Source organism: Shinella sp. 838 (assembly GCF_029623935.1).
Classification (GTDB): Bacteria; Pseudomonadota; Alphaproteobacteria; order Rhizobiales; family Rhizobiaceae; genus Shinella.
The window spans coordinates 676,344-689,546 of the sequence record NZ_JARSBQ010000001.1; the positions used below are offsets into that span (position 1 = coordinate 676,344).

The 13,203-nt window shown below is 63.4% G+C and carries 13 protein-coding genes; 8 read left to right on the top strand and 5 right to left on the bottom strand.

What is annotated here, in order from left to right; translation table 11 throughout:
- Positions 1–4 precede the first annotated feature (4 nt).
- Positions 5–439: a redox-sensitive transcriptional activator SoxR gene (gene soxR, locus P9A16_RS03210; RefSeq protein ID WP_272789817.1), complete on the bottom strand. Its 435-nt coding sequence runs from the start codon at positions 437–439 to the stop codon at positions 5–7.
- Positions 440–537: 98 nt separating this feature from the next.
- On the opposite strand from soxR, the gene P9A16_RS03215 reads away from it, so the two are divergent.
- The gene (locus P9A16_RS03215; RefSeq protein WP_023516299.1) at positions 538–1,110 is read left to right on the top strand and encodes an NADPH-dependent FMN reductase; all 573 of its coding nucleotides are present in this window, start codon (positions 538–540) and stop codon (positions 1,108–1,110) included.
- A complete protein-coding gene (locus P9A16_RS03220; protein WP_023516300.1) occupies positions 1,107–2,315 on the top strand; it encodes an MFS transporter in 1,209 nt (402 codons plus the stop codon). Before P9A16_RS03215 ends, P9A16_RS03220 begins: the two co-directional genes overlap by 4 nt.
- Positions 2,316–2,352: 37 nt before the next feature.
- Here P9A16_RS03220 and P9A16_RS03225 read toward each other — a convergent pair whose 3' ends face one another.
- Entirely contained in the window at positions 2,353–2,814 is a 462-nt protein-coding gene (locus P9A16_RS03225; RefSeq protein ID WP_024271237.1) for a tRNA (cytidine(34)-2'-O)-methyltransferase, read from the bottom strand.
- 450 nt (positions 2,815–3,264) lie between these two features.
- Between P9A16_RS03225 and P9A16_RS03230 the strand changes: the two genes are divergently transcribed.
- The 6 genes from P9A16_RS03230 (at position 3,265) to P9A16_RS03255 (ending at position 10,805) form a co-directional block, all read left to right on the top strand.
- On the top strand, positions 3,265–5,118 hold the full coding sequence (locus P9A16_RS03230; RefSeq protein WP_024271238.1) for an ABC transporter ATP-binding protein: 1,854 nt from the start codon (positions 3,265–3,267) through the stop codon (positions 5,116–5,118).
- A gap of 128 nt (positions 5,119–5,246) precedes the next feature.
- Complete coding sequence (locus tag P9A16_RS03235; RefSeq protein WP_023515768.1) at positions 5,247–7,115, top strand: ABC transporter ATP-binding protein; 1,869 nt, start codon at positions 5,247–5,249, stop codon at positions 7,113–7,115.
- A gap of 263 nt (positions 7,116–7,378) precedes the next feature.
- A complete protein-coding gene (gene petA / locus P9A16_RS03240; protein WP_023515767.1) occupies positions 7,379–7,957 on the top strand; it encodes a ubiquinol-cytochrome c reductase iron-sulfur subunit in 579 nt (192 codons plus the stop codon).
- Between the two features lie 14 nt (positions 7,958–7,971).
- Positions 7,972–9,240: a cytochrome b gene (locus tag P9A16_RS03245; RefSeq protein ID WP_024271239.1), complete on the top strand. Its 1,269-nt coding sequence runs from the start codon at positions 7,972–7,974 to the stop codon at positions 9,238–9,240.
- Positions 9,241–9,267: 27 nt separating this feature from the next.
- Positions 9,268–10,155 carry a cytochrome c1 gene (locus tag P9A16_RS03250; protein WP_024271240.1) on the top strand — a complete coding sequence of 296 codons (888 nt, stop codon included), beginning with the start codon at positions 9,268–9,270 and terminating at the stop codon, positions 10,153–10,155.
- A 107-nt stretch (positions 10,156–10,262) separates the two neighbouring features.
- A complete protein-coding gene (locus tag P9A16_RS03255) occupies positions 10,263–10,805 on the top strand; it encodes an adenine phosphoribosyltransferase (protein WP_023513604.1) in 543 nt (180 codons plus the stop codon).
- Between the two features lie 183 nt (positions 10,806–10,988).
- On the opposite strand, the gene P9A16_RS03260 is transcribed toward P9A16_RS03255, so the two are convergent.
- The 3 genes from P9A16_RS03260 to ychF all read right to left on the bottom strand — a co-directional run bounded on the left by P9A16_RS03260 (position 10,989) and on the right by ychF (position 13,172).
- On the bottom strand, positions 10,989–11,456 hold the full coding sequence (locus P9A16_RS03260) for a MaoC family dehydratase (RefSeq protein WP_023513605.1): 468 nt from the start codon (positions 11,454–11,456) through the stop codon (positions 10,989–10,991).
- Positions 11,443–11,913, bottom strand: a complete 471-nt coding sequence (locus tag P9A16_RS03265; RefSeq protein ID WP_023513606.1) for a MaoC family dehydratase — start codon at positions 11,911–11,913, stop codon at positions 11,443–11,445. Before P9A16_RS03265 ends, P9A16_RS03260 begins: the two co-directional genes overlap by 14 nt.
- 155 nt (positions 11,914–12,068) lie before the next feature.
- Positions 12,069–13,172: a redox-regulated ATPase YchF gene (ychF, locus tag P9A16_RS03270; RefSeq protein ID WP_023513607.1), complete on the bottom strand. Its 1,104-nt coding sequence runs from the start codon at positions 13,170–13,172 to the stop codon at positions 12,069–12,071.
- Between the last annotated feature and the right edge of the window lie 31 nt (positions 13,173–13,203).

Genomic DNA, 13,203 nt, shown 5'->3' on the forward strand with positions numbered 1-13,203 from the left:
AAGATCAGGGCTCGAGCAGTCTCGGGCCCGGGCCTTCGGCCGCCAGTTCGTCCAGCGGGTTGCGCAACGGGCATTCCTGCAATGACAGGCAACCACAGCCGATGCAGCCGTCCAGCTGGTTGCGCAGCTTGGTGAGGCGGGCGATGCGCTCGTCGAGTTGGCCACGCCAGTTTTCCGAAAGCCTGCGCCAGTCGAGACCCGTCAATGGCCGGTCGTGCGGCAGCACCGACAGGGCCTCAGCAATCTCCGAAAGCGGAATGCCGGTGCGCTGCGCCACCTTGATCACCGCCACGCGGCGCAGGATGCCGCGTGGATAGCGCCGCTGGTTGCCACGGTTGCGCTGGCTGTGGATCAGCCCCTTTGCCTCATAAAAATGCAGGGTGGACACTGCGATCCCGCTGCGCTCGGCGACCTCGCCGACGCTGAGTTCCCGGGGCATTCCGCTCTTCGGACATTTTTCCGTCATCGCTGTTGACCTCAACTTAAGTTGAGGTTTTATACCAGCGGCTCCTAACTTTTCCAAGACGGAGCCGACGCATGACTGAAAGACTGACCATCGCCCTCATCTATGGCAGCGGCCGCGAAGGGCGCTTTGCCGATACGATCGCGGGATGGCTGGAGCCTGAACTCTCCGCGCTTGGCTATCACGACATCATCCGTATCGATCCGGTGGAGCTGACCTTCACGCCGGGCGGTCTCGACGAGGCATCGGCCCAGCTGGTCGAAAGCCGTATCTCGCGGGCGGACGCTTTCCTGATCGTCACGCCGGAATACAACCACGCCTACCCGGCCGCGCTGAAGGCGATCATCGACAGCTGCTTCCGCCCCTGGCATGCCAAGCCGATCGCCTTCGTCTCTTATGGCGGCGTCTCCGGCGGCCTGCGCGCCGTCGAGCAGCTTCGGCTGGTCTTTGCCGAGCTGCATGCGGTGGCGATCCGCGAGACGGTAAGCCTTGCCCATGCCTGGACGCAGTTCGACCCGGTCGGCAATCCCTTCCGCCCCGGCCAGCTCAACGGCCAGCTCGCCGTCCTGATGAAACGCCTGATCTGGTGGGCCAACGCGCTGAAGGCGGCACGCATCGCAACCCGCTACGACGAGGTGGCCGCATGAAGCCAGAACACTATGCGGCAGCGGAGGTCGCGCGGTCCCCCGCCGAGACCCGGCGCAATGCGACGCTGCTCTTCATCAGCACGCTCACCATCATGTCCGGCGCGACGATTTCCGCGTCGCTGCCGGGCATCGCGGCGCGGTTTGCCGATGTGGAGAATGTCGCGCTGCTCAGCAGGCTGGTGCTGACGTTGCCGGCCGTGTTCATCGCGCTCTTCTCTCCGGCGGCCGGCTTCCTGGTGGATCGTTTCGGTCGCAAGCCGCTGCTCGTCGCCTCGCTTGCGCTGTTTGCCGGTGCCGGCGCCTCCGGGCTTTTCCTCGATACGCTGCCGGGGCTCCTCGCCGGACGCGCCGTGCTGGGTATCGCCGTCGGCGGCATCATGACGGCGACGACGGCGCTGGTCGGCGATTTCTTTCAGGGGGCGGCGCGCGATCGCTATATGGGCCTGCAACAGGCCTTTGTCGGTGTCGGTGGCACGATTTTCCTGACGGGCGGCGGGTTCCTTGCGGAGGTCCACTGGCGCGGGCCGTTTCTGATCTACACGGTGGCGATCCTGCTGGTGCCGGCGGCGCTTGCCTTCCTGCCGGAGCCGCGACGTGCACGGCCGGCGGGTGCCGCGGTGGGGGAGGGCCGGCTCGACGGGCGGGCGATAGCGCTGCTCGCCCTTTTGTTCCTGGCAGCGGCCGTCAACATGATCGCCTTCTACATGGTCCCGACGCAGCTACCCTTCTACCTCGAATCGCTCGGCTTTGCCGCACCGAGCCTTGCCGGTGCGGCGATCGGCGCGGGGCAGCTCGTCGGCGTGGTGAGCGCGCTCGCCTTCGCGCCCCTCCGGCGCCAGCTCGGCATCATGGGCGTCTTCGGCCTCGGCTTCGTTTCGGCCGGTCTTTCCTTCCTCCTGCTCTCGACGGCGGAAAGTTATGTCAGCGTGCTCGTCGCCATGGCCGTCTCCGGTGTCTGCATGGGCACGATCATGCCGAACTTCGCGGCCGCGGCGATGCTGCTTGCCCCTCCGGCCCGCCGCGGCCGCGTCTCCGGTCTCCTGGTTTCCAGCATCTTTGCCGGCCAGTTCCTGTCACCCATCGTCTCGCAGCCGCTGATTGCCGCATCGGGTTACGCTGGCGCCTATGCCCTTGTCGGTGCCGTCGTGCTGGTCTTCGGCATCGTGGCCTTCGCCCTGCGCTGGGTGTGGCCGGGCGATGGCTAAGGCGTTTTGGAGACCCCTGGAAAGGGGGTACGTTCGGTCAGGCGAAGCCCGTCTGGCGCAGCGCCTCGCCACAGATCATTGCGGCCGAGAGCGCGACATTGATGGAGCGTTGCCCCTCGACCATGGGAATGAGCACGCGTCCATCCGCCCTGTCATGGACGTGATCGGGAACGCCGGCGCTTTCGCGGCCGAACAGCAGGATGTCCGTCGGCTGGTAGGCGAAGTCCGTATAGCGCCCGGCGGCCTTGGTGGAGGCGAGCACCAGGCGGCGGCCGCTCTCTGCCCGCCACGCCTCGTATCGCTCCCAGTTGACATGTCGTGTCAGCGTCACGGCGGCAAGATAGTCCATGCCCGCACGCTTGAGGCTGCGGTCGGAAATATCGAAGCCGGCCGGCTCGATGAGGTCGACCGAAAGGCCAAGGCAGGCGGCGAACCGCAGGATCGTGCCGGTATTGCCGGCAATGTCGGGCTGGTAAAGGGCGATGCGGAGTGTAGACATGCGGTTTCGCCTACAGCAATTCCGGCCGGGGTGCGAAGCGGTTTGTCTTCAAAATTGCGAAAAGACAAGAAGGGCGTGCCATCCCGCCTCGCGGCGAAAAGCGGCAGAGGGGGCGCCCGGATGTGGCGACACGGCAACAGAATTGGCCGGAAAGACGAAATTGCGACAAAGTGGCTGGCAAATTGCGGCGTTTCGGGTTAACCAGAGCCATCTTCAACGCGAGAAAAGGGAGGACCACTATGGATACCATGTATCGACCACGCCTCCCGGCTGGAATCACGCCTCTTCTCGCGTAGGCGTTTCGCCACCAAGATTCCCTTCGTTTCTTCTTTTTACTTCGTCGTGTGACGCTTTTCGTCGCCCCACGGCAATCCTACCGGAACCCCGTTCCTGACCGCGCTCATTTTGCGCCGTCCGCGCCGGTTCCGTCTTTCTATTACGGAGAAAGCCATGTTCGGCTGGTTCGAAAGACGTTTGAATCCCTATCCTTCCGAGGCGCCCTCGCTGCCTCCGAAGGGCCTTTTCGCCTTCCTTTGGCACTATACGCGCCCGGCTGCGCCGTGGCTTGCGCTGCTCGGCTTCTGCTCCATGGTGCTCGGCATTGCGGAAGTCGTGCTGTTCCAGTTCCTCGGCAGTATCGTCGACTGGCTTTCGGCCGGTGACAAGACGACGTTCCTTGCCCGCGAGGGCGACACGCTGGTCTGGATGGCGGTCCTGCTGCTCGTCGTCATCCCGGGGTTTGGCGCGCTGCACACCATGACCATGCACCAGGCGCTCGCGGGCAATTTCCCGATGATCGCCCGCTGGCAGATGCATCGCTACCTGATCCGCCAGAGCATGACCTTCTTCTCCAACGAGTTTGCCGGCCGCGTGTCGACGAAGGTGATGCAGACGGCGCTTGCGGTGCGTGAAGCCGTCATGAAGATCATCGACGTCTTCATCTACGTGGTGAGCTACTTCATCTCGATGATCGCGATCATCGCCGCGGCGGACCTGCGTCTGGTCGTGCCGCTGCTCGTGTGGTTCGTCGCCTATGTCAGTATCCTGCGCTATTTCGTGCCGAAGCTGATGGTGATCTCGCGCGAGCAGGCCGACGCGCGTTCGATGATGACGGGCCGGATCGTCGACAGTTACACCAACATCGCGACGGTCAAGCTGTTCTCGCATGCCGGGCGGGAGGAGAGCTATGCCCGTGAAGGCATGGACGAGTTCCTGCAGACCGTTCACAAGCAGATGCGGCTGATCACCCTGTTCAACATCCTGATCGACATCAACAATGTCGTCACGATGTTCTTTACGGCGGGCATCGGCATCTACTTCTGGATGACGGGCGATGTCTCCGTCGGCGCGGTGGCAGTCGCCATCGGTCTCGTCATGCGCATCAACGGCATGTCGCAGTGGGTGATGTGGGAAGTGACCGCGCTCTTCGAGAACATCGGCACGGTCTATGATGGCATGGGCATGATGACGCGTCCGCACGACATCAAGGATGCGCCGCAGGCGCCCGCTTTGCCTGCCGCCAAGGGCGCGATCAACTTCGACCATGTCCGCTTCCACTACGGCAAGAACAAGGGTGTGATCGAGGATCTGTCGCTGTCGATCGGGGCGGGGGAGAAAGTCGGCCTTGTCGGCCGCTCTGGCGCAGGCAAGACGACGCTGATGAACGTGCTGCTGCGGTTCTACGACCTCGAATCCGGCAGGATCACCATCGATGGCAAGGATGTCGCCACGGTGACGCAGGACAGCCTGCGTTCGCAGATCGGCGTGGTCACGCAGGACACCTCCCTGTTGCACCGCTCGATCCGTGACAACATCGCCTACGGCAAGCCGGACGCTGACGACGCCGAGATCATCGAGGCAGCCAAGCGCGCCAATGCCTGGGACTTCATCGAAGGTCTCACCGACCAGCAGGGGCGCACGGGCCTCGATGCCCAGGTCGGCGAGCGCGGTGTCAAGCTCTCCGGCGGCCAGCGCCAGCGTATCGCGATCGCCCGCGTCTTCCTGAAGGACGCGCCGATCCTGGTGCTGGACGAGGCGACCTCGGCGCTCGATTCGGAAGTCGAGGCGGCGATCCAGGAAAACCTCTTCGCTCTCATGCAGGGCAAGACGGTGATCGCGATCGCCCATCGCCTGTCGACGCTGACGGAGATGGACCGCCTCATCGTGCTCGACAAGGGCCGTCTCCACGAGACCGGCACCCATGCCGAACTCGTCGCCATGGGCGGCATCTATGCCGACCTCTGGACCCGCCAGTCCGGCGGCTTCATCGCCGACGACGCCGAGGCGGAAGCGGCGGCGGAATAGTCGGGCAGAAGGCACCCCTTTCCAGCAGAAGGGGTGCCTTCCTCAAGCGAGCAATCTTCGCACGCGATGCCCTTCCACCTTTCCAATCTTTAATTTGTCGCCCGTCAAAAACCGCCTATATCGATGGCATGATCTTCCGCCCGCTCTTCTCCTGGTTCGAGAACTGGATTCAGCCCTTCGCGCGGCGGGATGATCTTCGTCCGCCGCAGGGGCTTCTCGCCTTCATCTGGTTCTATGTTGGCCAGGCCAGGGCGCCGTTTGCGGCGATGCTGGTGCTCGGCGGCGTGACCGCGGGCATCGAGGCGGCGACCTTCTGGTTCGTCGGGCGGCTGGTCGATATCCTGGCGACGGTGAAGCCGGGAGACGGGTGGGGCGGGCTTATGGCCGCGCACGGGCCGGAGCTTCTGCTGATGCTCGGCCTCATCGGCCTCCTTCGCTTCGTGATCACCTTTCTCACCGCGCTCGTCGACCAGCAGGTCATCACGCCCGGCTTTTACAATCTCGTGCGCTGGCAGTCCTATGTGCATGTCGCGCGACAGTCGCTGTCCTTCTTCCAGAACGATTTTTCCGGGCGCATCGTCACGAAGGTCTGGTCGGCGGGGCAGGCGACCGGCGACGTCATCACCTCCTTCATGGAAAGTGTCTGGTTCGTGACGATCTACACGGCCTCGACGCTGGTGCTGCTCGGCGGGCTCGACTGGCGGCTTGCCGCCGTGCTCGGCGTGTGGCTCGTGGTATTTTCCGTGCTGGCACGCTATTTCGTGCCGCGCATCCGCGAGCATTCGCGCCAGACCGCCGAGGCCGCGTCGATGCTGAGCGGCCGTATGGTGGATGCCTATTCCAACATCCAGACGCTCAAATTGTTCGGCCGCGACGAGGCGAACGACCGCTATATGCGCAGCGGTTTCGATACTTTCCAGACGACGACGCTCGATTTCACGCGCTTCCTGACGGGCGTGCGTGCCTCGATGGCCTTCGTCTCCGGCCTGATGATCGTCGCCATGGCCGTGCTCTCCATCCATCTTTGGCTTGGCGGCGTTGCCAGTTCCGGGGCCGTCGCCTTTACCATGGCGCTGGTGCTGCGGCTGAATTTCCTGCTCAATCGCCTGATGACGCAGCTCAACAGCATCATGCGCAATATCGGCACGATCCAGAACTCGGCCGATCTCATCTCCCAGCCGATCGGCCTTGTCGACAAGTCGGATGCGATGGAAATGAAGGTCGCGCGCCCGGACATCCGCTTCGAGGCCATCCGCTTCCACTATGGCCGCAAGTCCGGCGTCATCGACGACCTGACGCTGTCGATCCGGCCCGGCGAGAAGGTCGGCATCGTCGGCCGGTCCGGTGCCGGCAAGTCGACGCTGGTCAATCTTCTATTGCGCTTCTACGATCTTGAGGGCGGGCGCATTCTCGTCGGTGGGCAGGATATCGCCACCGTCACGCAGGAGAGCCTGCGCGCCAATATCGGCATGGTCAGCCAGGATACCGCGCTCTTGCACCGCTCGATCCGCGACAACATCCTCTTCGGCAATCCCGACGCCAGCGAGGACGAGATGATCGAGGCGGCGCGAAAGGCCGAGGCGCATGATTTCATCCTCTCGCTGGAAGACCAGCGTGGGCGCAAGGGGTACGATGCCCATGTCGGCGAGCGCGGCGTCAAGCTTTCAGGTGGTCAGCGCCAGCGCATCGCCATTGCCCGCGTCATGCTGAAGGATGCACCGATCCTCGTGCTCGACGAGGCGACCTCGGCGCTCGATAGCGAAGTCGAGGCGGCGATCCAGTCGAACCTCGAGCGGCTGATGCGCGGCAAGACCGTGCTCGCCATCGCGCACCGCCTCTCCACCATCGCCGCGCTCGACCGGCTGATCGTCATGGATCGCGGCCATATCGTGGAGGAGGGGACCCATGCGGAACTCGTCGCGCGCGGTGGTCTCTATGCGGATCTCTGGTCGCGCCAGTCGGGCGGTTTTCTCGGCCATGAGGAAGCGGCGCAATAAAGCCGAAGGGCGTCGTCCTTCACATGCTTTTTGAGCCGGGAAGCGCTGGAGGTTCAAGGCGATGCCTGCGCCTTGTCAAGATGCTCCGTTTTTCCCGCGACAATGTGCCCACCTCCCCTTGCCAAGGCTGGACATAATTTGCGATCAAGCATAGAACGCGCCGGATTGACGGGGAATCTATGGCCGTATTGTGTCCGGATTTGACCGGTTTCCAAGGGGCGTGGCGGGTTTCCGCAGACTTTGCGTGAGAGGATGGTTTAGCCGTGAGCGAACACGAGACATCAAGCGAATCCCTGGGCGAGCCCACTCGCCGCGATTTCCTTTACCTGACCACCGGGATGGCTGGCGTCGTGGGCGGCGTTGCGGTTGCCTGGCCGTTTATCGACCAGATGCGTCCGGATGCGTCGACGCTGGCGCTTGGCGCCATCGATGTCGATGTCTCCAGCGTGACCCCTGGCATGTCCTTGACCGTCAAATGGCGCGGCAAGCCGGTCTTCATCCGCAACCGCACGGACAAGGAAGTCGAAGAGGCCAAGGCCGTTCAGCTTTCCGACCTCAAGGACGCTGTTGCCCGTAACGCCAACATTGCTGCCGACGCCCAGGCGACGGACCTCGACCGCTCGGCGGGCGTGGGCAAGGAAAATTGGATCATCATGGTTGGTGTCTGTACCCACCTCGGCTGTATTCCGCTCGGCCAGGCCGGCGATTTCGGCGGCTGGTTCTGTCCCTGCCATGGTTCTCACTACGATACCGCTGGTCGTATTCGTAAGGGTCCGGCCCCTGAGAACCTTGCTGTGCCGACCTTCTCGTTCGTATCCGACACAGTCATCAAGATCGGTTGAGGGGACACCTGATAATGAGTGCTGAACATTCCACCTACCAGCCGACGACTGGCATCGAAAAATGGGTCGATTCGCGCCTGCCTCTGCCGCGCATGATCCATGACAGCTTCGTGTCCTACCCGGTTCCGCGCAACCTGAACTATGCCTACACCTTCGGCGCCATGCTGTCGGTGATGCTCATCGTGCAGATCCTGACCGGTATCGTGCTGGCCATGCACTATGCCGCCGAAACCTCCGTCGCGTTCAACTCGGTCGAGAAGATCATGCGCGACGTGAACCACGGCTGGCTGCTGCGCTACATGCACGCCAACGGCGCGTCCTTCTTCTTCATCGCGGTCTATCTCCACATCGCCCGCGGCCTCTACTATGGCTCCTACAAGGCGCCGCGCGAAATCCTCTGGATCCTCGGCGTGGTCATCTATCTCCTGATGATGGCGACCGGCTTCATGGGCTACGTTCTGCCCTGGGGTCAGATGTCCTTCTGGGGCGCGACCGTTATCACCGGCTTCTTCTCGGCCTTCCCGTGGGTCGGCGAGTGGATCCAGCAGTTCCTGCTCGGCGGCTTCGCGGTCGACAACCCGACGCTGAACCGCTTCTTCGCGCTGCACTACCTGCTGCCGTTCATGATCGCCGGCGTCGTCGTCCTGCACGTCTGGGCGCTGCACGTCACCGGCCAGACGAACCCGACCGGCGTCGAAGTGAAGTCCAAGACCGACACGGTCGCCTTCACGCCCTATGCGACGCTGAAGGACGCCCTTGGCGTTTCGGTCTTCCTGATCGTCTTCGCCTGGTTCATCTTCTACATGCCGAACTATCTCGGCCACCCGGACAACTATATCCCGGCCGACCCGCTGAAGACCCCGCCCCACATCGTTCCGGAATGGTATTACCTGCCGTTCTACGCGATGCTGCGCGCCATCACCTTCAACATCGGCCCGATCGACTCCAAGCTTGGCGGCGTCCTCGTGATGTTCGGCGCGATCATCGTGCTGTTCTTCCTGCCCTGGCTCGATACGTCCAAGGTCCGTTCGGCTGTCTACCGCCCGTGGTACAAGCTGTTCTTCTGGATCTTCGTGGCGAATGCCATCCTGCTCGGTTGGCTTGGCGCCATGCCGGCGGAAGGCATCTACGTCATCCTCTCGCAGCTCGGTACGCTCTACTACTTTGGCTTCTTCCTCGTCCTCATGCCGATCCTCGGCCTGATCGAGACCCCGAAGCGCATTCCGAATTCGATCACGGAAGCGGTTCTGGAAAAGAAGAACGCCAAGGCGGCCAAGGCCTGATAGCGAGCGACGAAAGGAACCATGACAATGAAAAAGCTTGTTGCAGGCATTCTGTCGCTCGCACTCGTCGCCGGTCTCGGCGTCTCCTTCGCCACGGCGGAAGAGGCGGCGTCCGCCGGTGGTGCCGAAGCGGAACACGCCGCCAGTGCCACACCCCACTACCCGATCCACAAGCCCAAGCAGCAGGAATGGTCCTTCGCCGGCCCATTCGGCAAGTATGACAAGGGCCAGCTCCAGCGCGGCCTGAAGGTCTATACCGAAGTCTGTTCTGCCTGCCATTCGATGAGCCTCGTCTCCTTCCGCACGCTGGAAGGCCTCGGCTACTCGGAAGCCCAGGTGAAGGCTTTTGCAGCGAACTACGAAGTGCAGGACGGCCCGAACAGCGACGGTGAGATGTTCACCCGCAAGGCTGTGCCGGCCGACTACTTCCCGTCGCCCTACGCCAACCACGAGGCGGCTGCCGCTTCGAACAACGGCGCCGCTCCGCCGGACTTCTCGCTGATCGCCAAGGCACGCGGCATCACCCGCGGCTTCCCGCAGTTCGTCTTCGACATCTTCACCCAGTATCAGGAAGGCGGCCCGGACTACATCTACTCGCTGCTGACGGGGTACGATGAAGAGAAGCCGGCGCATATCGAAGTCGGCGAAGGCACGCACTACAACCCGTACTTCGCAAACGCTGCAGCGCTCGCCATGGCAAAGCCGATCTCCGACGACCAGGTCACCTATGACGACGGTTCGCCGCAGACGGTCGACCAGTATGCGCATGACGTCTCCGCCTTCCTGATGTGGGCCGCAGAGCCGCACCTGGAAGAGCGCAAGCGTACCGGCTTCATGGTCATGGTCTTCCTGGTGATCTTCACCGGCCTGATCTACCTGACGAAGAAGTCGGTCTACGCGAACAAGGAAAGCTGAGCGGCTCCGTCGCTCTGTCGAAAGGCGGCCTTCGGGCCGCCTTTTTTGTTGTGAGGGACTGCGGCACCTGCAATAACCGGAGAAAGCCCTCCGCAGTCGGAATTCCCATGTCTACACTCGAAAACGAACTCGTCGCCGCGATCCGCAACATCCCGGACTATCCCAAGCCCGGCGTGATGTTCCGCGACATCACCACGCTCCTCGGCAATCCGCGCGCCTTCCGCCGTGCGGTGGATGAGCTGGTGCACCCCTATGCGGGCATCGGCGTCGCCAAGGTCGCCGGCATCGAGGCGCGCGGTTTCATCCTCGGTGGCGCGATGGCGCACCAGCTGTCGACAGGCTTCGTGCCGATCCGCAAGAAGGGCAAGCTGCCGCACGAGACCGTGCGCATTGCCTACAGCCTGGAATATGGCGTGGACGAGATGGAGATGCACAAGGACGCCATCAAGCCGGGGGAGAAGGTCATCCTCATCGACGACCTGATCGCGACCGGCGGCACGGCGGAGGCTGCGGTGAAGCTGCTGCGCCAGATCGGCGCGGATATCGTCGCGGCCTGTTTCGTCATCGACCTGCCGGAACTCGGCGGGCGCAAGAAGCTCGAAGCGCTCGGCGTGGAAGTGCGCACGCTGGTGGCGTTCGACGGGCATTGAAGGCAGCTGCCGGCTGTCTGAGGTGGCGTGTCGCTCCTTATCCGGCCTGCCGGCCACCTTCTCCCCGCACGCCGGGCGAAGGGATAGGCCGTGCCGGTTTCCCAACTGACGCTGTTTGTGGAGCACATCCCCTCTCCCCGCTGCGGGGAGAGGGTCAGGGTGAGGGCAAAGCGAACGGGCGGTTCAGACGAATTCCAGAACCGTGCTCTCGAAGCGAATGACCGGTTCGCCGTTCTGGTTCCTTCCCGCGCACAGGATCGTATTGATCAGCCGGCCCGGCCGTGAGGCGAGTTCGCGCGAGGCGGTCAGGGTCACAGAATAGGTGATCGTGTCACCGGCGAAGACCGGCTTCAGCCAGCGCAGGTTCGTGAAGCCGGGGGAGGGGCCGAGGTTCGGGGGCGTGATGCCCTCGCGGGCGAGGCGTTTGCATTCGCCCGCCCAGAACGGCACGAAGCATTTCATCCAGCCGGCGGAGGAATGCCAGCCGGAAGCGCAGAGGCCACCGAAAAGAGCCTGCTTGGCCAACTCCGCGTCGAGATGGAAGGGTTGCGGGTCGAAATCCCCTGCGAAGCGGATGATGTCTTCCGCCGTGAAGGTGAGGTTGCCGATTTCGACGGCCTCGCCGAAGGCATAGAGCTCAGCCATGCGCATGGTCGGCTTCCTTTTCGGCAAGGCGCATCATGTTGATGTATTCGCAAAGGGCGACCGTTTCGCCGCGCTGGTTCGTCACCGTGGCGCGCATGCGCACGATGCCGATTTCGGGACGCGAGCGTGAGGTGCGGGCATCGAGCACTTCGCAGTGGCCGCCGAGCGTATCGCCTGCCAGCACCGGGCGCTTCCATTCCATCAGGTCGACGCCGGGCGAGCCTTCCGAGGTGGAGCCGTCGATATAGGCTTCGAAGAGCATGCGCATCATCACGGCGCTGGTGTGCCAGCCGGAGGCGGCAAGGCCGCCGAGAATGCTTGCGCGACCGGCGGCCTCGTCCATGTGCATCGGCTGGGGATCGAATTCCGTCGCGAAGGCGACGATCTCGGTTGCCGTGAGCGTGCGCTTCGTGAAGTCGAAGCGCCGGCCCGGCGTGAAGTCTTCAAAGGTGTAGTTGGCCACGTCGCGATCCGTTCTGTTGCGGGGGGACAATGGCGAGGGTGTCCGGCTTTTGCAAGCGCCGGCGGAATTGGCGGGACGCCATGTCCTTCAAGCGCAAAGAAAAACCGCCGCCCCAGCCGGGGACGGCGGTCTCGAATGGAGGCTGTCGGGTCGTCTTACGTGTTGAAGCGGAAGTGGATGACGTCGCCGTCCTGCACCACGTATTCCTTGCCTTCGTCGCGGCCCTTGCCGGCCTCCTTTGCGCCGACTTCGCCCTTGTAGGCGATGTAGTCGTCATAGGAGATGGTGAAGGCACGGATGAAGCCGCGTTCGAAATCCGTATGGATGACGCCGGCCGCCTGCGGGGCCTTGGTGCCGCGCACGATGGTCCAGGCGCGGGTTTCCTTGGGGCCGACGGTGAAATAGGTGATAAGGTCGAGCAGGTGGTAGCCGGCGCGGATCAGCCGGTCGAGACCCGCTTCCTCAAGGCCGAGCGCCGAGAGGAATTCGGCGGCCTCCTCTTCCGGAAGCTGGGCGACCTCGGATTCGATCGCTGCCGAGATGATGACGCATTCGGCGCCCTGTTCCTTCGCCATGGCGGCGACGGCTTCGGTGTGCGTGTTGCCGGTCGAGGCATCGGCCTCCGCGACGTTGCAGACATAGAGAACCGGGTGGGAGGTGAGGAGGTTGAGACCTTTCAGAACCTCGATTTCCTCGGGTGCCAGCGTCTTGAGGAGCAGGCGGGCCGGTTTGCCTTCGTTGAGCAGCTTCACCACGGCTTCCATGATCGGCAGCTGCGCAAGGGACTCCTTGTCCTTGCCGGTGGCGCGCTTGCGGGTCTGTTCGACGCGGCGCTCCAGGCTTTCGAGGTCGGCGAGCATCAGCTCGGTCTCGATCGTGTCGGCATCGCCGACCGGGTTGATGCGGCCCTCGACGTGGGTGATGTCGTCATCCTCGAAGCAGCGCAGCACATGCACGACGGCATCGACTTCACGGATGTTGGCGAGAAACTTGTTGCCGAGGCCTTCACCCTTCGAGGCGCCGCGCACGAGGCCGGCGATGTCGACGAAGGAGATGCGGGTGGGGATGATTTCCTTGGAACCGGCGATGGTGGCGAGCGCCTTCATGCGCGGATCGGGAACAGCCACTTCGCCGGTGTTCGGCTCGATGGTGCAGAAGGGGTAGTTTGCCGCCTGGGCGGCGGCCGTCTTGGTCAGCGCGTTGAAGAGGGTCGACTTGCCGACATTCGGCAGACCGACGATACCGCATTTGAAACCCATGGAAGTGGTCCATTCGTCTTAAGAAAATCGT